Source organism: Thermostilla marina (genome assembly GCF_054657455.1).
On record NZ_BAAHYR010000001.1, the window covers coordinates 3,594,020 to 3,615,178 of the forward strand.

The window sequence follows — 21,159 nt, forward strand, 5'->3', positions numbered from 1 at the left end:
CATCTCGTCACTCAACCGGGCCGCCTCTCGACCAGACAGCCCTGGTAACTGTCGCGGCGTTCGAACTCGTTCATGATCGCCTGCCGCAGCCCGGCCTTGTCGAGACACCATTCGGGCGCCACGAGATATTCCGGCGCCGTCTCCGCGGTCAACCGTTCGACGACGACATGTTCCGGAGTACGTTCCAAAAAATCGACGACGGCCTGCACGTATTCTTCGCGGTCGAGCAGTCGAATCTGACCGCGCTCGACAGCCTTGCCCAGCGGCGTATCGCGTGCTGCATACAGATTGTGCAATTTGAGAGACTGGTAGTCGCACAACGCCAGCCGCTCGGCGGTCTCGTTCATATCCGCCCGCGTTTCGCCGGGAAGCCCCAAGATTACGTGGACGCCGACGTGAATTCCCCGCGCCCGACAACGGCGGACTGCCTCGAAGAAATCGGCTGCCGTGTGACGGCGATTGATCCGCTGCAATGTCGAGTCGTGGGCCGACTGTAACCCCAGCTCGACCGACACCCACAACCGCTCCTTCAACGAGGCAATCACGTCGAGAACCGGGGCTGCTATGCAATCGGGGCGTGTTCCGATCGCCACCCCCTTGATGCCGGGCAATTGCGCAACTTCGTCGAAAACCCGCTTCAACACGTCGATCGGTGCGTAGGTGTTCGTACCGGTCTGGAGGTAGGCGACGAAACGTTCGATCTTGCGGCGTTTGAGGCGAGAAATCTGCCTTTCCCATTGCTCCTTCAAGCTCGGCAACGCCATTCGCCGAACCGGCGCGAAACTTTCAATGTTACAAAAGATGCACCCCCCCCGCCCGAGTGTGCCGTCGGCGTTCGGGCATGAGAAACCGGCGTCGAGACACACCTTCCACGTTGTCCCCCCAAATTGCTGGCGATAAAACAAAGAGAGTGGGTAATATCGCAGCCCTTTGGATCTCAAGAACGGTTTCGCACCCGCCATACCTTCGACCGATATGCTATATGATTGACGTTTTTCCTTGACGCATTTAGACTAAAAGCAGCAGGGTCAGTTTAGGGGCGGCACTTCGCTCGATCAACTCATCTCAAGGAGCAGGAAGTAGGCACCCATGTACGGCGAATTGATCCCTCTTGGGGGCGGTGACCCAATCCCTCTCTTCAAGAAAAATCTTATCGTGGGGCGTCGCGAAAGCTGCGACATCGTGCTTCGATTCGCAAATGTCTCGTCGCGGCACTGCGAGCTGTTCGTGGTCGGAGGATACTGGTATGTTCGCGATCTGAACAGCAAGAACGGCATCAAGGTAAACGGAGTGCGCGTTCGAGAAAAGCGACTTGATCCCGGCGACGAACTCTCCATCGCCCGACACAAGTACGAAATTCGGTACTCGCCGGTCGAATTGGGCGCGGTTGGACCGCCGCCGCCCGAAGTCATCGACGCCGACATTTTTTCTCGCTCGCTGTTGGAGCGAGCGGGGCTCTCGCGCCCGCGCACGTCCGAAGAGCGCGAACGCGACTCGGCTTCACGAGAACACGAATATCGGCGTTACGACATTCTAAACGATCGGGCAACCGATTCGTGACCGTTGCCGAAGGTTCGCATTTGGGTTTCGTTCTGCCGTGCGACTAGCGGGCTTGGCGTGCGCCGAAGGTTCGCTTAGGCTTAACGAACGTTTCATGCACGAATGCGGATCGAGTCGACGCACGTTGGTCGGTTTATGCCCAAGAAACGCAAGAAAATTCGTACCGACTTTCGCAAGAATCGCGCCCCCAAGACGCGCCGCCGCGATTGGACACGCCGCTTTGCCGAAGGCTCGGAAGAAGCGGAAGATACGCTGCACGTCGAGCGTATCTCGGGGAAGGACGAAATGTCGCGACAGCGCACGGTCGTGGGCGAAGTAATCCCCGACGACCTGGAGTCACCGCTGGCCGTGCAACCCGATGTCGATCGCGAAGCCTGTCGGCGCGGATTGGTCTTGGCCGTACATGGGCGTCTGTCCGACGTGCAAGACGACCACGGAAATGTCTATCGCTGTGTGATTCGACGTTTACTGAAAACGTTGAGCACCTCGGAGCGAGGCGTCGTAGTGGCCGGCGATCGTGTTCTCTTTCAGCCGATCGAAGGCTCTTCCGAAAACGAGGGAGTCATCGAATCGGTTGAGCCCCGGCGGAATACGATCTCCCGGGAATCGAAAGGCCGCCGACACGTATTGGCAAGCAATCTCGACCAAATTCTGATTGTGGCGGCAGCAGCCCAACCACGCCTAAAGCCGGAACTCATCGACCGGATGTTGGTTACCGCGGCGCAGTCGAACATCGAGGCGGTAATCTGCATCAACAAAGTCGACCTGGTCGATCCCGCCGACCTCCAACCGTTGATCGGTTCCTACGGCAGGCAGGGCTATCGCACATTGCTGCTTAGCGCCCGCACAGGTTACGGCATCGAGCACCTGATCGACCTCCTTCGCAATCAAACCTCGGTCGTCGCAGGCCAAAGCGGGGTCGGCAAATCGTCGTTGATCAACGCGATTGATCCCGATTTGCACCTGGCCGTGCGAGAGGTCAGCCGAGAAACGGAGAAAGGACGCCATACCACGACTGTCGCACGATTACACCCCCTTAAATTTGGTGGTTACATTTGCGATACGCCGGGCATCCGACAATTCCAGCCGTGGGATCTCATTCCGGAGGAGGTCGTCAATTACTTTCGGGATCTGCGACCGTGGATCAACCGCTGTCGCTTTCCGAATTGCACCCACATCCACGAAGCGGATTGCGCCGTCAAAGACGCCGTCGCGGACGGGCGGATCGATGAACGTCGCTACGAAGCCTACTGCCATCTCTTCCGCGGCGATCCAATCGCAGAAAAATAGGCTCCCAACGGTCCTTTGCAAAGAAACACAAAATTGACATTTTGGGCAACTTGCAACAATGGTCACAACTTGACACGTCGCCACGGCTTTAGGTAGCCTTTAAGGGGAGTACTTGTCCACACAAGGCCTTTCGCTGCCGGAGTTTGCGCAAAATCATGCCGATCTTTTCAATCTCTGTCCGACCGAATCGGATTCCTTACGGCGTCGCTATTTTCGCCGGTGCGTTGTTTGCGTTCGCAACAGCGCCGGTGGTCGCCCAGGTGCAACCGGCCCCACAAGGCGCCGGTACCCAGCCGCCCGCGGTGGCTGCCCTGGCCGACATGTACATCGAACTGCCGATCGACGAATCGCTGAAAGCACGGGCAAGCGACGTCAAGCGAATCCTGCGCGACGGCAACTACGCGTCGGTCGCGGGTGGACAACAACTCGTTCAAGATTACTACAACAAGTACGCGTTGCCGCGATGGACGCACGTCGACAACCGCGGCAAACTGGCGGCGTTCCGAAGAGAACTGATCGGCTCGGAACTCGGCGGTGCCCGCAACGGAGGCCAACCGCACGACGACGTCGTCCAACTCGCATTCAACACCCTCCGCAACTTCGCCGTCAACGCACAAATCGACCCCGCCGTACGATTCAACGCCGTGCTGGCCATCGGTGAGTTGAATGCCAAAGAAAAGCCGGTCGGCAACCAACCGCCGGTTCCTTATCAACCGGCGTTACCGGTGCTGATGCAACTGTTCGAAGATGCGAATCAACCCGACGTCATTCGCGCTGCGGCGTTGACCGGGCTGGAACGTCATGTCGCGCTCGGCATCGGCGACGCCAACTTGCGAGACGGCCGCTTGATTCCGGCCCTGATCGCCACAGCTACGGCGGCAACGCCGCCCGCCGGACGGGATCCCGAAGTTCATTCTTGGTTCCGCGCCCGGGCCATCAACGTGCTGGGGATGTTCCGTTCGCCGGGCAACGACGGCTCGTTGGCGGCGGCCTTGATCGCCGTTGCGGCCGACGAAGCAGAATCGCCCCGTGTGCGTCTCGCCGCGTGCTACGCGTTGGGAAACCTTCGATACGCGGGCAACACGAACGTCGACGTTGCGGCGGCGGCTCGTGCAGCCGGCAAGACGGCATACGATCTGGTTTCCGAGCGGGTACAAAGCGCCCGCACCGAGGACACCAAGTTGAACCCGAAGGAGCTCGCCGGCTTCATCGGTCCGCCTAAGAAATGCCTGGACGGCATCGGCACGGAAATGGCCGGTAGTCAAGAAGCAATGCTCTCGGCGCAGATCGCCAAAGTGATTTCGGCCATCGGTCGCGAGATCGACAAAGCGACCGCCGAAGAAAAACCCAAGAAGCCGAGTCGGACCGGACCGCCTGGATATCCGGGGAGTACCTACGGCGAGGAGTACGGAAGCGAATATTACGGCGAAGAGGAAGGCTATCCCGGGTACCCAGGTTACGGTGTCCCCGGTGCCAAGCCCGAAAAGGACCCGACCGAAGAACTGCTGACGGCTTTGCCGCCGCTATTGGTTCAGTTGGAAGCGCTCATCCGCGCGCCTGCGGCTCCTGCCGCGGCCGGTGCCTCCACGAATAACGGCAGCAACGCGTCAGGTACGTGATTATTGCCTGCATCGTCCGGCAAACGTCGTTCGCTCACTCCGATCAGCCAGGGAAGGCACAATGGAGTCGCGAAATCACATTCAGCCACGGAGGGATTCTGGCCTGCGTTCTGTGGTGCGCGCGGAGAGACACCTGAAAGCCCAGCTTGCTCCGTTGGTTTTGGCGATCGTCTTGGCTGCCGGCTGCTCGTCCTTTTCTACGCTGCACCTCCCATTCGATGATTCCTCTCAAGGTCGGGAGCATCCCGCCGCAACAGAAACGGAGGCGTCCCCGTCTACTCCCGCCGGTTCGACAAACGACCGACCTGCCGAGTCGGCAAAGGCGGCAACGGAAATTTCTCTCGGCCCTTGGAGCGAAGACCGCTGGCATCGTGCGGTACCGCCCCAAGTCATATCTGCCGACACGTCGCAAGACCGGATACTTGCCCGCCAATGGCAACATGAAGAACTTGAGCAAACACTGCGATTGCCTCCCGATCAGCGTCCCGACTTCGTGACCGTTCGGCGAGATGAACAAGGCGTCGCACGCATTCAAGCAGCCATCGCTTTGGCCCACCTAAACAAAGCCGAAGGGATCTCCGACCTGGTGGAAGCCGTCGGAAATCGTGGGTTGCGGTTACCCTTGCGGTGCGCCGCCGCCGAAGCCTTGGGACTGTTACCGCCCGCGGTTGCCGGCGAACCGCTACTGTCGCTGGCCGAACGGTGGGCATCTGCGGGCGCCCCGGGCTACACGACCGAGTTGCATGCCGCGCTTGTCCGTGCCGCTTCGTCCGTGTTGCTTCGCTGCGAGAACGCATCCGGTGCCGCCGAAATCCGCCGTCGCCTGGAACCGGTAATTGCTCGGGCCCTCGACTCCGAGTCTCCGGAAGTCCTCACGACAGCCCTGGAATACATTTGTGCAGCACGCCCCAGCACCTTGCCGGCAGGAATTTCGACGCTGGTCGATCATGCCCATCCCAAGGTGCGGTCGGCAGCGCTCGAGGCTCTTGCCGTCTGCGATCCCGAAATCGGTCGTACGCAGGCACTCCGCATGCTTGCCGATTACGATCTTCAAGTTCGCTTGAAGGCCGTCGACGTGCTTGGACACATCCGGCATCCTGAATGCGTTGCCGAACTCAGGGAGCTGTTGAACGACCGTTCCCCCGTGATCGCTGCCGCTGCGGCCAGAAGCTTGATCAACCAGACGCCCGACATGGCACGGGAACTCGCGAACGACAAACGACACGAGATCCGCCGAGCGGTGGCGGAATCGTTGTCGCATCACCCGGAAGCAGCGAATTTGCTTTCGCAATTGATCCGCGATCCGGTACCTTCGGTGGCGCTGGCCGCCGTCGCGACCGCAACGCGTCTTCCGGCATCGGAATGCGACCGAATGTTGTTTACCGCGTTGGCAAGCGATTCGCTGATCGTACGGCGTGAAGCGTCGAAACACCTAGCGGTAAAGCATTCGACGTTACCGCCGTTCCCTTGGAACGGCCCGGCCGAATTGCGCCGCGCCGCGCTCGAAGAGTTGAAACCGATCTTGACGGCCGATAAAAAAACTGCCGGACCTATGGCGAAAACAGAAACGCACGACAAGGGCTCATCATCGTCGCCGACGGACGCGCTCGAACATGCGTGGCGAGAACTCGCCGACGAACACCTTGCTTCCAACCAACGCCGGGCGATTGAACTACGACTAACTCATAATCCTCGGGCAAGTCTTGCCGCGATCGAGCGGCTCGTTTTCGAACAAAATCACGCCATCGCAACATCGTGGGTACCGCTTCTAAAACGACTCATCCCTGAATACCAAGCGGCCGAATTGCTGGCGGCAAGCGACTTGGGACAACGGCGACAAGTTGCCGGCGAACTGGCAAAGGCTGCACGGCAACAACCGCTGTCACGTCTCGTCCTGAAACACATCGTCGACCACCTGCGTCACGAGTCGGACCCCATGGTCTGGCAGACACTCGTCGACGCGGCCTCGACGTCGAACACTCCCGAAGCGGCGGCCGTGAATGAAGCTGCGCTGGTGCATCCCATCGCCGACATTCGCCGTCGCGGCTGCGTCTATTTCCGCAAACATCCCGATCTCGCCGATCCGCAGAAACTTCTACCGCTGGTTAACGACGAAAGCGATTCTGTCGCCGTAGCGGCTATCGATGCCTTGGGACGCGTCCCCGACGACAAGACACTGCCTGCGATAAGCGCGAAGCTGGCATCGCCCAATAAAGCGATTGCCTTGGCAGCGGCGACCGCTTTGGCGCGTGTGCGAAACGAACAAGGCCTTGCCGCGCTGGAACGCTGGGCCTACGATCCCGACGCAGTATTTCGCCGTGAAGTCGCGCAGTGCATGGCCGAAGTCGGCGACCGCACGTTCCTCGGCACGCTCGTGATGCTGTTGGACGATGAGGACGAAAGCGTACGACTGACGGCCTTGCGCGGATTGGAAAGCACATGGCCCGATGTCGCCTCGCAGATATCGACAGCCGACGAAACGCCTCGCAAACGGATGGCAGCCTGGCGAACATGGTATCGACAATCGGCCGCTGCGAAAACGCTCGAGGAAACCGTTCGACGTTAATCAAAATTCTTTTTTTGGTCATCGCCGAACGATGGCCGCCTCAGGACAAGATCAGGCCATGCTCCCCTACGAACGCTCGTGTGAAGACTACCTACACCACCTGGAACATTTTTGCCGAAGCCGAGTAACCGCGGGAGATGAACATACCGTCGAAACGGTCGGCATCGCAGGTGCGGGTTTGATGGGAACGGCGATCGCCGCGGTGCATCTCGCATGCGGTCGACAGGTCATATTGCTGGACAGCAACCGGGAGGCGAGAGAATCGTCATCTGCACGGGTATGCGAAGAACTACGATTGCAGGGATGCCCATCGCCCGAGCACGCCATCTCGAAGCTACGAACGACCGATAACGTGCGCGATCTGGCTGTCTGCGACTTGGTCATCGAATCGATCGTTGAAAATCCCGACGCTAAACAGGCACTCTACCGCGATCTGGAACACGTCGTGCGTCCCGACGTACCGATCGCCACGAACACGTCGACGATTCCGATTCGTCGTTTGGCAAGTCGATTGGAGCATCCCGAACGATTCCTCGGGCTGCATTTCTTTCATCCGGTTCGGCACCGATCGTTGGTCGAAATCATCCCCGGTGAGCGCACAAGCCCGCTCGTGCGCGATCGCCTGCTGCGTCACGCGGTCGCCATCGGCAAGCAACCGATCGTGGTTGCCGATGGGCCGGGGTTTGTCGTCAACCGATTGTTGATGCCGTACCTGAACGAAGCCCTTCGACTCTTGCAGCAAGGAATATCTCCGGAAACCATCGACGCCGCGGCGGTCGACTTCGGCATGGCGATGGGACCGCTTCGTATCATGGACGAGATCGGTCTCGATACGACGCTGGCGGCCGGCCGCGTCATCTGGGAAGCGTTTCCCGACCGTGTTCACATCTCGCCGATCTTGATTACCTTGATCAAACGCAAGCGATTGGGACGAAAGACGGGAGTGGGCTTCTATCGCTACACATCAACCACATCGTGGGATTCGCCGGGTGAACCGGACGACGACCTGGCCCCGCTTGTCGAAACGTGGGTGGACGACCGGAAAACGATATCGCAAGACGACCTCGCCTACCGCTTGATTTTGCCGGTGTGGCTGGAAGCGGCACGCTTGCTCGACGAAGAAACCGCCGCAAGCCCCGAGATCATTGACTTGGGGATGGTATTCGGCCTCGGGTTTCCGAAGACTCGCGGCGGGCTGATGTACTGGGCCGTCCGGACCGGCCCCGAAAAACTCTTAGCCGAAGCGAGACGGCTCTTCGATGTCCCCACGCCTATTCCCGCCTCGCTGATGCGTCCCTGGCACTGACGCCCGACACGCGTGCCGCCGCTTTCGGACGAAATGAAACACTTGACGCTCCCCCGAAGGTCCCGACAATAAATGGTTTCCACGGTCCGTAGGACTGTACGCATGGAGACAGATCGTGAGCACGTTTGCCGTTATTTTGCCGGCCGCAGGTGCGGGAACACGGTTCCGCGACGCGGTATACAAGAAGCCGTTTGCTCCTTTGGGCGGACGAGCGGTCTGGCTGCACTCGGCCCACCGATTCACGCAGCGAGACGACGTGCGGCAAGTGATTGTCGTCATCGCCGCCGACGACCGCGAATACTTCGAAATGAAATTCACCTCCGACGTCGCCATTCTAGGGATCGACGTAGTGGAAGGCGGGAAAGAACGCGTCGATTCGGTCGGCAAGGGTCTGGCAAAAGTGCGGGAAGACATCGACTTTGTCTGTATTCACGACGCCGCACGACCGTGCCTTTCCGACTTGTGGATCGACGCGGTATTCGACGCCGCCAAGAAGTCAGGAGCGGCCATTCTAGGAATCCCGGTCAACGACACAATCAAGAAAGTCGGCGAAAAGAACCAAATCGAGGCGACCGTTCCAAGAACAGGACTTTGGGCGGCACAGACCCCACAGGTCTTTCGTCGTGACTGGCTGGTCGAAGCCTACGCAAACCGACCGGCCGACCCCGTGACCGACGACGCCCAATTGATCGAATCACTCGGTAAGCCGGTCACCGTCGTCCAGGGGTCACCGATGAACATCAAGATCACCCGAAAAGAAGACCTGAAGTTGGCGGAACAAATCCTCAAGGTCCTTCCCAAACCGCGATTGGACCGCCCGGCTCATCCGTTCGCCGACGACGACTTGTGGCGGTAACGGTGTGGGCCCCCGGATGAAACAAAAGCGTTATCGGCGAAAGCTTTCCAGCTATCGACATGAGCAGCACGATGCAAGACGTTTTCTCGGAACTTCGCCTGCGAGGCTTGATCCATCAAACGACCGACGACGAACACCTGCCCGGCTGGTTGTCGGAAGCGCCGCGGACGGTCTACGCGGGATTCGACCCGACCGCCGACAGTCTCCACGTGGGACACTTGATGGCGATCATGATCCTCCGACGGTTCCAGCAGGCCGGACATCGCCCCATCGCGTTATTGGGCGGCGCGACCGGCATGATCGGGGACCCCAGCGGCAAGAGCGAAGAACGCAAACTGCTATCGGTCGATGTGCTGCGTGCAAACGTCGAGGCCGTTCAACGTCAGCTCACCCGCTTCTTGGACTTCGACGCCGGTGACAACGCCGCCGTTCTCGTCAACAACTACGACTGGATGGGCAAATTCGGATACCTGGAGTTTTTGCGCGATGTAGGAAAACACTTCCCTGTCAATGTCATGATGACCAAGGATTCCGTCCGCAGTCGCCTGGAACGGACCGACAGCGGCCTGAGCTACACCGAATTCAGCTACATGCTGCTACAGGCCTACGATTTCGTCCACCTGTACGAAACGTACGATTGCCGCCTACAGGTCGGCGGCAGCGACCAATGGGGCAACATTACGGCGGGTATCGATCTGGCGCGTCGTCTGCACGGCGTTCAATTGTACGGGATGACTTGCCCGTTGCTGACCAAAAGCGACGGGACCAAGATGGGCAAAACCGAGTCGGGGGCCTTGTGGCTGGATGCCGACAAGACAAGCCCCTATCAGTTCTATCAGTACTGGATCAATCTTGAAGACGCCTCGGTCGAGCGATGCTTGAAGTTCTTCACCGACCTGCCGGTCGATGAAATCGATGCTCTGGTGCAGGAACACTCCCAATCGCCGGAAAAGCGGCTGGGTCAGCGCCGCCTTGCGGCCGAGTTGACGCGTTTGGTTCACGGTGAGGAAGGCCTAGCAGCCGCCGAACGCGCTACGGCCGTCCTGTTCGGCGCCGAGATCGAGAACGTCAGCGACAGGGAACTCGGTCAGATCTTTGCCGATGTACCCAGCACGACGGTCCCGAAGACCGAACTGGAAGGTGAAGGCCTGTCGATTTTGGATGCGTTCTGTCGCTGCGGCCTGGCGAAGAACAAAAGTGAAGCCCGCCGTATCGTCGGCCAAGGCGGCGGCTACGTCAATAATCGCCGCGTCGAGTCGATCGATCGCCGACTGACTCCGGCCGACCTGGCGGGTGAAACAACGATGGTTCTTCGCGCAGGGAAAAAACGATACGCCATCCTGCGATTCGAATGAGGCACACGAACTCGCCCCATCCGCCGGGCATGCGTGCCTCAGCTCTTTTTGCCCTCATTTGCGCTCGCCTCATCGAAGCTCGCCTTGAGAGCGGCGACAAACTCGTCTCGGCGGGAATAGAGCCGTTTCGGTTCCCGCGGGGAACGCTTGGCCAACGCATATGCCGTCAACAGCGGCATGGCGATGGTCGTGTCGGTATAGCAAACGACGGATTCGGGCAACAGGTTCGGATCGACCTTCCCCCAACTGACCGCCTCTTGCGGCGTCGCCCCCGAAAGGCCGCCCGTATCCGGTCGTGCGTCGGTGAATTGAATGAAATAGTCTTGGCCTTCCAGCGGCACGGCCAGAATATCATTCACGTGCGGAACCGTCTGCAAGACGAAGTTCTTTGGGCTTCCCCCGCCGAACATGACTGCCGCGGCCTTACGATCTTCCCATTTCGACCAAGTCACGATGGCGGCCGTCTCGTTGACATCGGCTAGCGGATCGAGTTCCAACGTATACCCGGCCAGTCGATTGCGGGCGAGTTCAAGGCCGATCGTCGAATCGCCGGGAGAACTGGTGTATACCGGCACTTCATTTCGGTAAGCAGCGGCCAAGATCGAAACATGGGGCAGTCCGGCCTTCTCTTCGGCTTCGGCCGCGTAACGCCCAAGACGATAGTGCAACTCGGCGGTGGACATCTTTCGTTGAAATTCGTCCTGCATCAAGATGTCCCGCAAACGGTGATCCGTTTCGATGAGGCAATCGTCCTGCGAGAGCAACACATCGTAGATCCGCACCACACCGACGTCGTGCAACATCGTGTCGTCGAGTCGAAAATCGCCGGCCACGAGCTTGCAATTGAACGCGAAATGAAGATCGTGATACAGGTTAGCCCCCGTCGCGACGATCCAATCGATAAACCCAGCCTCAATCAAGGGAACAATACAAGAGGCGCCCAATCCGGCCGGGGTCAACGCTCCGGCAAGCGACACGCCGACGGTAACCTCCGGTTCGAGAACCCGTTGGACGAACAATTGCGCGGCCTCCCGAAACCGGCCGCCGTTGTACGCGAGAAAAGTCTGATCAATCAAATCGGGCAGACTGGTTTGCGCCGTCACTCCCGGAGGAAGAATCCTGCGTCCTGAAAGCAAACGATCGTGCATTTCCTTCTTGTTGGGGCAATCGTGCGGATGATTTGCCATCGTTCTCTCGGCTCCTTTCGTTGACGATGTTTTCTCCAATCCCCGGCTTCATGCTCAGCCGCCGCAACTCTCTCTTGCCGTCGGGCCCATCACAAATCGTGTTACGGCTTCGTAGACGAGTTTTGCTGCGATGAAATCAGGACCACTGTTTCCCGGCAGCGGTGCGAGCTCGACCACGTCGAATGCCGCCACCTTGGCGGCGTTGCGGGCAATCACATCGCAAATTGCCATGGTCTGGAACCAAGTAAGTCCGTCGGGTTCCGGCGTGCCGACGGCCGGCATCAGTGACGGATCCAATCCGTCGAGATCGATCGTCAAATACACCGTTTTTCCCGCAACAAAGGCGGCCAGCTCCCCCAAATAGTCTCGTACCGAAAGCTCGTCGGCAAATACGGTTTCGACCCGTCCGCTGTCGCGTCGAAAACGGTCGCCTTCCTCCGAAATGTTGCGGACTCCGATCTGAAAGATCGGGTACAGTTCGGCAATACGTCGCGCGGCACAAGCGTGACTGAACGGCGTGTTTTCAAAAGTGTCCCGAAGATCGGCGTGTGCGTCGATCTGCACGACAACCGCATCGTCGGACAAGATGTTCCGATCGGTCAAGCCGCGGACCACACCGACAGAAACGGTGTGTTCCCCCCCCAAAGTGACGAGCAAACGCGGCCCGGCATCTTCATACAGGTCCGCGACGGCCCGTTGGATGGCTCTGGTCATGGCCTCGGGGGACGTCATGTCGAGCTCAACAGGCGGAAGCGTCGCAATGCCGTACTCACAGCAGGGTTCGCAACGTCGCAGCCGGTCGTAGGTTTCGACCTGCCGCGACGCCTCGATGATGGCCGCGGGCCCGCGTCGTGTGCCCGCCCCGTAGCTTGTCGTCCCCTCATAGGGAATCGGCAACACCCAAACCTGAGCGGTGTCCCGGCTTGCAAACGCTTGGGGTAAGGCAAGAAAATTCCACGCCGACTCGAAATGCTCCATCCTCATCTCACCCCTGTCTGTCGCACCACTCAATCCGCTTCCAATCGCCCCCGAACCTCAACGGGCAGAAAGGTTGATTATACCGGCTCCACACAGAAACCTGACAGTCCCTCCCAAACGCCGCATACACACCCTCCACGTCAGACCGCCCACTTTATCGTGAATACCCCCTATCTTTCCGTAGACGGCATGAACGCCGAGCATTCAAAAGACTTCGAAGCAAGGCCGAGTACGAATCAGGGTTTGTGAATCGACCGGTTTTTTCTAGAATGGCCATCTCTTGATTCGAATCGGCGCGGGACAGCATGAGGCCCCTTCGGCGAGGATTTAGGAAGAATTCTCGCCGCCTTGAGCAACAAACGGGGCCTTTCTCATCAAAGCAACGCATCAACGATCATGGACGAATCACGCATGCGTACAGGTATGGATACCTCGTCGCCCCCTGCCTCCTACCTCGACGATACGGCGACTACGTTTGCCGCGGGCAAACAATTTCGCACATTGTCCGTGTTGATGCCCGTCTTCAACGAACGCTGGACACTGCCCGAAATCGTCAACCGAGTACTAAACGCCCCGATCGACTTAGACATCGAACTCGTCATCGTCGACGATGCCTCGACCGACGGTTCGTACGATGTCGCCCTCGAACTGGCGGAAGCCGACGCCCGCATCCGCGTGGTTCGCCACGAACAAAACCGGGGCAAGGGAGCCGCGATCCGAACGGCGATCGAACACATGACCGGCGATATCGCCATCGTGCAGGATGCCGATCTGGAATACGATCCCGCCGATTTTCCCACCTTGTTGGCGCCGATTCTGGACGGACGCGCCGACGCCGTGTTCGGTTCACGATTCGTCGGTCATCCACGACGCGTCCTGTTCTTCTGGCATGCACTGATCAATCGATTTTTGACCCTCGTTTCCAACATGTTGAACGACTTGAATCTGACCGACATGGAAACCTGTTACAAGGCCGTGCGGGCAGATGTCCTCAAGTCGTTGCGGTTGCAATCGAACACGTTCACCTTTGAACCAGAACTTACCTGTCGCCTGGCACAATTCGGCGCCCGCATCTACGAGGTACCCGTCTCGTACGCCGGTCGAACCTACCAAGAAGGCAAAAAGATCAAGGCGATCGACGGCCTCAAGGCCCTGTGGGCGATGTTCTACTATCGCTTCGTCGATACGCGGTTTACGCATCACACGGGGTTTCGTATCTTGCGATCGGTCGCCAAGGCCGGAGGCTACAATCGCTGGATTCTCTCCCAGGTGCAAAAATACCTGGGGGATCGACTGCTCGAGGCCGGATCGGGAATCGGAAACTTGAGCACGGCGTTCTTGAACAAATCGCGGTTGGTGTTGACCGACTACGAGCCGATGTACGTCGAGTTCCTCAAACGCCGTTTCGGCAAACGGGGCAACGTGCGAGTGGACCGCGTCGATTTGACCAATCCGGACGATTTCGAACGTTGGAACCGGGAACAACTCGATACCGTCTTTTGTTCGAACGTGCTCGAACACTTAGAACCCGACGTCGATGTCCTGCGATCCTTCCACCAGACGCTGGTCGACGGCGGCCATTGCGTGATCGTCGTTCCGGCAGGCAAGAAACTGTTCACCGTCCTCGACAAGGCGTTGGGACATTATCGCCGCTACACCGAAGACGAACTTCGCCGGAAGATGGAATCCGCCGGATTCGAAGTCGTATTCGCTCGCCGATTCAACAAGCTCGGTGCCATTGCGTGGGCCGTATCGGGCCACCTATTCCGTCGCGATCAATTGAGTCCCCGACAAATGATCTGGTTCGACCGCCTGCTGCCGCTGGTCAAAGTCCTCGATCATATCCTCCCCATTCCGGGAATGTCACTGATCATGGTAGGCCGCAAGCGGAAAGCCGCGGCCACCCGAAAAGCCGCGTGAACCACAAACCGCGAAGTGATTCGATCCTCCGGCCGAGCGACGACGATGGAACACTCGAACACATCTGTTGCCGGCGCCTCATCGATGGAACCGACTTACCGACATCGTGGGCGCGACTACCTCATCGCCGCGATAGCCCTTCCGACGGGATTGGTCGCCTCGGCGGCGGCGATCCTGGGATTGATCGCTCCAAACACGTGGACGTTCGGCCCGTTCGAACTGTCGCTTCGCCATTTCGGTTGGCCCTTGGCCCTGGCCGCTGCCATGCTGCTGGTATTTTCCGCGAAATTTCCACGTCCATTCGGTCCTATTCTCGGCTGGCAGCGATTCCTTTTGGCCGTCGACGATGTTTGGAAGCGCGGCGGCCTTCGCGAGCGGGCTCTGATCGCACTGCTGTGTACCCACGGCGTTTTGTCCGTCGCCATCATCGGCGAAATGTGTGAACGACAGGTACGAACGTGGCAAGCATCCGGTCGTCTTCCGACGACGGCGAGTGTCCGTACGAACCCGGAAGAGGAAGCCTACCGTGAATTCGTTCGCCGATGCCGCACCGAATTGCCCGAAAACACGCGATTGCTTTACAACGGCGGCTGGGAAGCGTTCACGTTTTCGTACGAGGTTTTCCCCCGCAAGGTATTTCTTACTCCGCAAACATGGCGCCGACTGAGTTGTTCCTGGCACCGCACCCGCTGGTTGGAAAAAAAGTGTCGCGGCAAGCTGGACGAAACGCTCGAACCATACTGGACGAACCGTCTTCCGACACTCGAGATCGAACCGGTTCGATTCGCCCACGATCGCCGATTGAATGCGTACGCTTCGTTTGATTTCCAAGCCCCGGCAAACGCCGTCATCCGATATCCGTTTGCATTACCATGATCGACATCGCTTGGATCGGGTACCTATCGGTTCTCGCATGGCCTGCTGTTCTGCTGGCGGCAGGTTTCCCGCTGGTCGCATATTTCCATCGCGACGACGAACTTCCTCCTTCCCTGTCGCTGTCATTCTTGGCGGGAGCGGGATTGTTCGTCCTCGCCGGGTACGTCGTATTGGCATCCGCGGGCCGCATCACACCGGTCGCATGGTGGTGTCTTTTGGCGGCGATCTCGGCGGCCGGCTGCTACGGTGTCGCCCGCCTTGCGGCGCACGCAGGAGCGTATCGTCTCCAGATCGCCCGGACTTGGAAGACCTCTCCGGCTGCGTGCGTGCTTTTGGCCGGTTTGGCGGGGCTGATGTTCGCCTCTGCTGCCCATCTCGATCTGGAGGGATACGATGCCAAGGCCATCTACGGGCTGAAAGCAAAACTGCTCGCCGCCGGAGAATCCGTCGAGGGCGAGTATTTTTCGGATATTTACGCGGCCCATTTCCAAGCCCGCTATCCGTTTGCCGTTTCATTACTCGAAGCGCCCGTTTTCTTTCTTCGCAACCAATTACCGCCCCACACCTGGTCCGACACCGGCTTGCCCCTGCTGTTTGCGGCATTTGCCCTGGCAACGACAGGACTAATCGGCCGCACGGTCGCCCGTTGGGGTGAACGATTCGGGCTTTGGTGGTCGATCGCGTTCTTGGCTACGCCCATCGTTCACGGCATTACCGAGGGCGCCGGCCTTTCCGGCTCCGCCGATCTGCCCATGGCGAGTTTTCTGACAGCCGGTCTTCTGCTGGCGTGGGAATCCTCGACGGACGCTCGTTTGCTGCCGACCACTTCTGTCGTCGGCCGATGGCTGCTGGTCGGCGTGTTTCTGGGAACCGCTCCGTTGACGAAGCAGGACGCCGTGCTGTGGCTCGGCGCGTCGATAGTCGCCGCGGCTGTCGCTTTCGTGTGGAGTCATCGTGCCCGGCCCGTGCGGATGACGAAACATCTGTTCAAAGCGGCAATTCCCGGCGGAACTTGCCTGTTCCTCGTGGGCACGGCTATCGTACTCTCGCTGGTCGTTCACGCCGGAATGGGCCGCTCACCCTACTATCGTTCCTACGGCAAAACACTCGACCCGACGTGGTTGATGATGTTGGGTAATCGTCCCTTCCAAGTTCTTCGGTTCGCCGCTTCCGATTGGGTTCACTTGGCGTGGGGCTGTTATTGGCCCGTTGCCACGGCGGTGTTTCTGATGGGCCGAAAAGTCCGCGCATCTTCTGCAACACGCGTGTTGCAGACAATTTGGTGGATGGTCGCCGTCGCCATCCTGCTCATCTTCACCGTCACTCCGTACCAGATCGACTATCATCTGCACACCGCGTTTCGACGGCTGTGGGCACATTTGTATCCGCTCGCATGCGTTTTGACGGCTGAACACTTGCACGCAACAGGCTGGATCGCATACTTGGCCGGCTCTCTCAAACAATATGCAAACGCAAGATACGTACGAGCACGGCAGGGCAATCCCACCGGTTCGATCGTCGAATGTCGGTCCGACCGCACAGCGGCTTGACTTGATCAAACAACACGCCCGCTCGTTTCATCCCAGCGTCAAATCTGCGATAATCGGCAGGCAGTTCAGTCGCTTGATATCCTCGGCCAGCGGGGCCCGATCCATGCCGGACGAATCCCTCGAACTGCCGGTCGCCTGCCGACGCTGCGGTAAAGAATTGACTCCCGGCAGCGGTAATTTGTACCAAATCACCATCGAGGCGTTGTCTGATCCGTCTCCGCCTCGCCTCGACGAACTGCACGGCCGATTCGATCTCAACCAATCGTTTCGCGACGTGTTGGACGACTTGGAAGACCTTTCAGCGACGGAAGCCATGGACCAAGTCTATCGTCGCATGTCGTTCTTCCTATGCGTGCGTTGCTACGCACTTTGGATCGAGGATCCCACCGGCACACCCGATCGCTGACCGGTCAGTCGAGCCGATAGACCCGCCGCGCGTTTTCAGAAAACAGCTTCCGACGTTCTTCAAGGGGGCGTGCCGCGGTAACCGTCCGCACGACTTCCACCCATTGCCTCAACGATCCGCCGCGAGTGCATACCGGCCAGTTTCCGGCAAACATCACGCGATCAGGGCCGAACGCATTGAGACAGAATTCGATGATGGGCGCCAAGTGCTCCGTCCGCCACTCGTTCTTGGGCATTCGCGCCAGAAGCCCGGAAATCTTGCACACGACATTCGGCAACTCCGCCAGCGCGGCAACACCTTCACGCCAATTCTGGCGATATTTGCGGGCGCGCGGCGAGTCCTCCTTCAAGTATGGCGGGAACATCTTCGGATCCGCATTCCCGCAGTGATCCAAGATGAATTGCGTCGCCGGACAACGTTTGACCAATGCAACCGCCGCAGGCAACATGACAGGCGGTACGGCAATATCGAAACTCAAGCCCCACTCCCCGAGACGCCGTATGTCGTCCCGAAACGCCCGCGATCGCCAAAGAGCGACGCCTTCGTCGCCGCCCGCGGGAATGTGCCGGATTCCCTTCACGAAGCGCGAATTGCGAAGCGGTCTCAGGTAGTCGGCAAATCCCGGTTTGCCGGGCCGTCCACCGACGACGGCTGCCGCCGTCGCCCCGTGGGATTCTCGGCACAGCCGCAAGATCCAAGCGGCCTCCTTGGCCAGGTCGGCCTCGGCCGCCCCGACCTCCATGTAAATCGCCTTCTCGATAGCAAGTCCCTGCGACGCGCGCCGGTAGTCGTCCGGCAAGAAACTGCGATTCAAAACGGCCACATTCTTCAGCCACGGAAGCCGAACCACCGACAGATCCCACAAATGCTGATGTGTATCAATGATCGGTAACGGCGAATTCGCTTGCGACTCGAACGGCGCCGTGCCGCCTGTCGTCTCGAAGGCATGCCCGACGGCTCCGAAAAGCGCGGCACTGCCTAGTGTCGACAAGAACGTCCGACGATCAAGATTCATCAAGTTTCCCCCACAACAGCATCGGCAGTCGTGCCGCGTACCGGGACGATCCGGTACGACTGCGTTCAGGAATCGACAGGATGCCTCATCATCCGTTTTCCGCCGGTGCACTCAGAATACTTCGCTCATCTGCACCGGGTTCCCCCAATTTTGGAAAGAGGCATCGTGGGTGACAAGTAGAATTTGCCGTGTTTCGGCAATCCGCTGCAACACGGACTTCAGTCGCCCGCGACGTTCCTGGTCCCACGTCAAGAATGCATCGTCGATCAAGAGCGGCAACATGATGTCTTCGGCGACACGATCGAGCACCGCCAAGCGAACCGCGAGCATCAGTTGGTCCAATGTCCCTTGGCTCAGGTTTTCGATATCGGGATCAACTGTGCTGTTCGTGCGCCCGTCGACCGCCAACGACACGGTGAAATCATTACTCACACGAAATCGGCGTGCGGTTCGGCCGGTCCAGGCCTGCATGTAATCGTTGATTTCCCGCTCGATCACTTCACGATGGCAGCGAGAAAATTGCTCCGAAGCTTCTTTGACCAGTTTCCCAGCCTGCGCGATCGCCTCACACTCGCGCTGCATTCGTTCGATTTTCGCATCGAGGTGCCGCAGTTGCAGCTCGCCGTCCGCCAGATTCAAGGGTGCAGCCGCCTCGGCGCGGGCAAGTTCGGTCCGTAATGTATCGAGATCATCGACCAACCGCTTTCGCTCTCCTTCCTTGCTTCTCAATTTCTCGGTCAGTTCCGCCACACGCGCATCGAGTTGGTCCGCCGGTACATCTTTGAGTTCTTCGATCATCGCCGAGTTTTCGACCAGACTATCCATTTTCGACTGAAGGCCGGTTCGGCGATCTTCCAACGATTGCAACTTCAACTCTAGTTCGTCGAGCTTGGCACACTCGTGGGTTCCCAGGGCCGTCGTGATCTTTTCGACAACGACACGTCTTTCGCTTTGTTTCTTGCGACACTTGTCGACACTCTCGATCGTCTTTGCGATGCCCCCGAAATGCTCGATCCACTCGCGCAAAGGCCGGGGCTGTTCCGGCACAGAGGTCTTACGGCGACGTTCTTCGTTTTCTTGTTGCAGCTGTTCGAGTTCTCGACGTCGCCTCAAAGCCTCCTTCCAACGATCCAGGAGCCGATACAATTCGTCGAGATCGTTCGACTCACAAAAATCACATCGGGCGCGAGCCTGTCGAAGCTCGTCGGCGATTCGCCCTTGCTCGGCCAAGCACTCACGGTATTGCCGCTCGATCGCCTCGTGGCCTTCGGGCACGTTTATCGGCCGGTAATAATATGCTGTGGCTCCGGCACTGCACCCACCGAACAAAACGCCCAGCAAGATTCCCCAAAGGGCCCCCAGCCACCAGCCCAACACGATTCCCGACACCACGCACACCGTCGCGGCAACACCTCCGGCGACGAGTAAGCGCCGGGCGGTATCGGGGGTCGGCCGACATTTTTCGCGTTCCGTCTCCAAACGGGCCGCTCGAAGCTCGGCTTCGCGATGGGCGTCAACCGCACGACGGTAACCGTCGATGCGTTCTTCGGCATCGTTCGGCCACGACCATACGTCCGCAAACTCCGTCTTCAGCTTTTCAAACCGAAGCTCCAATTCCTCGTCGGAAAGGATCTGGGAGACTTCAGTCTCCAGGCGTCGAAGCTGTTTGAGCGCTTCGTCCAACTCCGACTCGGATGCCTCGCGCAGCCCCGCGGGCAAGCCTACCAATTCATCGTCGATCGAGGCGAGGATTTGTTCCTGCCGCTTGACTTCGTCGACAACCCGCGCCAGTCGACGCGACGCCTCGGCCGCCTCGGTCCACTGTCGCTTGAGCACACGATACTCGCCGATACGATCGAGTTGACCGGACAGCCGTTCGATTTCTTCCCCCAACGCAACCAATTTTTTTTCGAGAGATTCCCTTTCTCTGCGAAGTGTCTCGACGCGAGCCAGGATTGCGTCTGCCTCACGAAGTTCACTCGCAAGCTTCTCGCGTTTTCGCCGGGCAACTTCCAACGCGCGATCGTTGTTTGCGTTTCGGTCGCTCAGCCCGGCTTCGCCGCTAGCCTTGGAAATCTCGCGATATCGTTCCTCTAAACGGCTGAGGGCCTCGTGCGCAGTTTGATTGCCGGATCCTTGAAGCAAGCTTTCGATCACATCACGAGGCAGCTTGTCCGGCAACGGTTGCGACAACACGGCAACGTGTCGGAACGATGCCGGCGCACACGTAACACCGATCGAAAGCAATCGGTGCGGCCACTTTTTGTGCTCAGCCTTTCGGCCCGACGGCGAGTGCGCGCCGTCAAACACTTCTTCGACGACTTCCCTTGCGTTTTTCGCGCCGCCGGTCGTCCCCAATTTGACTGCCCGCACATGATTCGCGGCAAAATCGCGCTCGATCCTGTAGAAAGCCTCACGAGCCTCCGCGCCCGACTTGCGGACAATGCTCAGTTCCACCGCCCCGCGAAAAGCACTCCCCGAGGCGGCGTGCCAATTCATCGTCAGCGCGGTGTCGCCCCACAGGACGGCGCTGATCACGCGCAGCAACGTCGATTTTCCCGTTTCATTGTCGGCCACCCAAACACCGATCGCCGGAGGGAGCTCGACTCGCCGCCGGCCGAGCCAAGGCCCGCAGTTCTCCACTTCGACGGCCGCGATTCGCAAGCTGATCATCG

General features: G+C 59.1%; 16 protein-coding genes. 11 read left to right on the plus strand and 5 right to left on the minus strand.

Annotated elements, in window-relative coordinates; all coding sequences use genetic code 11:
- Window positions 1-11 precede the first annotated feature (11 nt).
- Window positions 12-962, minus strand: a complete 951-nt coding sequence (mnmL, locus tag ACYQ2I_RS13100; RefSeq protein WP_460167469.1) for a tRNA modification radical SAM protein MnmL/YtqA — start codon at window positions 960-962, stop codon at window positions 12-14.
- A 127-nt stretch (window positions 963-1,089) separates the two neighbouring features.
- On the opposite strand from mnmL, the gene ACYQ2I_RS13105 reads away from it, so the two are divergent.
- The 7 genes from ACYQ2I_RS13105 to tyrS all read left to right on the plus strand — a co-directional run bounded on the left by ACYQ2I_RS13105 (window position 1,090) and on the right by tyrS (window position 10,552).
- Window positions 1,090-1,560: an FHA domain-containing protein gene (locus tag ACYQ2I_RS13105; protein ID WP_460167470.1), complete on the plus strand. Its 471-nt coding sequence runs from the start codon at window positions 1,090-1,092 to the stop codon at window positions 1,558-1,560.
- 135 nt (window positions 1,561-1,695) lie between these two features.
- Window positions 1,696-2,850, plus strand: coding sequence for a ribosome small subunit-dependent GTPase A (gene rsgA, locus ACYQ2I_RS13110; protein ID WP_460167471.1), 1,155 nt, complete (start codon window positions 1,696-1,698; stop codon window positions 2,848-2,850).
- A gap of 155 nt (window positions 2,851-3,005) precedes the next feature.
- Complete coding sequence (locus tag ACYQ2I_RS13115) at window positions 3,006-4,469, plus strand: hypothetical protein (RefSeq protein ID WP_460167472.1); 1,464 nt, start codon at window positions 3,006-3,008, stop codon at window positions 4,467-4,469.
- A gap of 115 nt (window positions 4,470-4,584) precedes the next feature.
- Window positions 4,585-7,035: a HEAT repeat domain-containing protein gene (locus ACYQ2I_RS13120; RefSeq protein ID WP_460167473.1), complete on the plus strand. Its 2,451-nt coding sequence runs from the start codon at window positions 4,585-4,587 to the stop codon at window positions 7,033-7,035.
- 31 nt (window positions 7,036-7,066) lie between these two features.
- A complete protein-coding gene (locus ACYQ2I_RS13125) occupies window positions 7,067-8,341 on the plus strand; it encodes a 3-hydroxyacyl-CoA dehydrogenase (protein ID WP_460167474.1) in 1,275 nt (424 codons plus the stop codon).
- Window positions 8,342-8,456: 115 nt separating this feature from the next.
- Window positions 8,457-9,197, plus strand: coding sequence for a 2-C-methyl-D-erythritol 4-phosphate cytidylyltransferase (ispD, locus tag ACYQ2I_RS13130; protein WP_460167475.1), 741 nt, complete (start codon window positions 8,457-8,459; stop codon window positions 9,195-9,197).
- Between the two features lie 53 nt (window positions 9,198-9,250).
- Window positions 9,251-10,552 (plus strand): tyrosine--tRNA ligase, encoded by a 1,302-nt coding sequence (tyrS, locus tag ACYQ2I_RS13135; protein ID WP_460168417.1) that lies wholly within the window; start codon window positions 9,251-9,253, stop codon window positions 10,550-10,552.
- Between the two features lie 38 nt (window positions 10,553-10,590).
- Here tyrS and ACYQ2I_RS13140 read toward each other — a convergent pair whose 3' ends face one another.
- Both ACYQ2I_RS13140 and speB read right to left on the minus strand, forming a co-directional pair.
- Window positions 10,591-11,739, minus strand: coding sequence for a homospermidine biosynthesis protein (locus ACYQ2I_RS13140; RefSeq protein ID WP_460167476.1), 1,149 nt, complete (start codon window positions 11,737-11,739; stop codon window positions 10,591-10,593).
- 54 nt (window positions 11,740-11,793) lie between these two features.
- A complete protein-coding gene (speB, locus tag ACYQ2I_RS13145; RefSeq protein WP_460167477.1) occupies window positions 11,794-12,717 on the minus strand; it encodes an agmatinase in 924 nt (307 codons plus the stop codon).
- Between the two features lie 411 nt (window positions 12,718-13,128).
- Between speB and ACYQ2I_RS13150 the strand changes: the two genes are divergently transcribed.
- From ACYQ2I_RS13150 to ACYQ2I_RS13165, 4 genes are all read left to right on the plus strand, one after another.
- Window positions 13,129-14,637, plus strand: coding sequence for a glycosyltransferase (locus tag ACYQ2I_RS13150; protein WP_460167478.1), 1,509 nt, complete (start codon window positions 13,129-13,131; stop codon window positions 14,635-14,637).
- A gap of 45 nt (window positions 14,638-14,682) precedes the next feature.
- On the plus strand, window positions 14,683-15,513 hold the full coding sequence (locus ACYQ2I_RS13155; RefSeq protein WP_460167479.1) for a hypothetical protein: 831 nt from the start codon (window positions 14,683-14,685) through the stop codon (window positions 15,511-15,513).
- Window positions 15,510-17,063 (plus strand): hypothetical protein, encoded by a 1,554-nt coding sequence (locus tag ACYQ2I_RS13160; RefSeq protein WP_460167480.1) that lies wholly within the window; start codon window positions 15,510-15,512, stop codon window positions 17,061-17,063. Before ACYQ2I_RS13155 ends, ACYQ2I_RS13160 begins: the two co-directional genes overlap by 4 nt.
- Before the next feature lie 103 nt (window positions 17,064-17,166).
- Window positions 17,167-17,469 (plus strand): hypothetical protein, encoded by a 303-nt coding sequence (locus tag ACYQ2I_RS13165; protein ID WP_460167481.1) that lies wholly within the window; start codon window positions 17,167-17,169, stop codon window positions 17,467-17,469.
- A 4-nt stretch (window positions 17,470-17,473) separates the two neighbouring features.
- On the opposite strand, the gene ACYQ2I_RS13170 is transcribed toward ACYQ2I_RS13165, so the two are convergent.
- Both ACYQ2I_RS13170 and ACYQ2I_RS13175 read right to left on the minus strand, forming a co-directional pair.
- Window positions 17,474-18,484 carry an amidohydrolase family protein gene (locus ACYQ2I_RS13170; protein WP_460167482.1) on the minus strand — a complete coding sequence of 337 codons (1,011 nt, stop codon included), beginning with the start codon at window positions 18,482-18,484 and terminating at the stop codon, window positions 17,474-17,476.
- Between the two features lie 111 nt (window positions 18,485-18,595).
- On the minus strand, window positions 18,596-21,157 hold the full coding sequence (locus ACYQ2I_RS13175) for an AAA family ATPase (RefSeq protein ID WP_460167483.1): 2,562 nt from the start codon (window positions 21,155-21,157) through the stop codon (window positions 18,596-18,598).
- Between the last annotated feature and the right edge of the window lie 2 nt (window positions 21,158-21,159).

Coding starts and splice junctions, on each gene's coding strand:
- mnmL (WP_460167469.1), bottom strand. CDS start 962: ATGGCGGGTGCGAAACCGTTCTTGAGATCCAAAGGGCTGCGATATTAC.
- ACYQ2I_RS13105 (WP_460167470.1), top strand. CDS start 1,090: ATGTACGGCGAATTGATCCCTCTTGGGGGCGGTGACCCAATCCCTCTC.
- rsgA (WP_460167471.1), top strand. CDS start 1,696: ATGCCCAAGAAACGCAAGAAAATTCGTACCGACTTTCGCAAGAATCGC.
- ACYQ2I_RS13115 (WP_460167472.1), top strand. CDS start 3,006: ATGCCGATCTTTTCAATCTCTGTCCGACCGAATCGGATTCCTTACGGC.
- ACYQ2I_RS13125 (WP_460167474.1), top strand. CDS start 7,067: ATGGCCGCCTCAGGACAAGATCAGGCCATGCTCCCCTACGAACGCTCG.
- ACYQ2I_RS13140 (WP_460167476.1), bottom strand. CDS start 11,739: ATGGCAAATCATCCGCACGATTGCCCCAACAAGAAGGAAATGCACGAT.
- speB (WP_460167477.1), bottom strand. CDS start 12,717: ATGGAGCATTTCGAGTCGGCGTGGAATTTTCTTGCCTTACCCCAAGCG.
- ACYQ2I_RS13150 (WP_460167478.1), top strand. CDS start 13,129: ATGCGTACAGGTATGGATACCTCGTCGCCCCCTGCCTCCTACCTCGAC.
- ACYQ2I_RS13155 (WP_460167479.1), top strand. CDS start 14,683: ATGGAACACTCGAACACATCTGTTGCCGGCGCCTCATCGATGGAACCG.
- ACYQ2I_RS13160 (WP_460167480.1), top strand. CDS start 15,510: ATGATCGACATCGCTTGGATCGGGTACCTATCGGTTCTCGCATGGCCT.
- ACYQ2I_RS13165 (WP_460167481.1), top strand. CDS start 17,167: ATGCCGGACGAATCCCTCGAACTGCCGGTCGCCTGCCGACGCTGCGGT.
- ACYQ2I_RS13170 (WP_460167482.1), bottom strand. CDS start 18,484: ATGAATCTTGATCGTCGGACGTTCTTGTCGACACTAGGCAGTGCCGCG.
- ACYQ2I_RS13175 (WP_460167483.1), bottom strand. CDS start 21,157: ATGATCAGCTTGCGAATCGCGGCCGTCGAAGTGGAGAACTGCGGGCCT.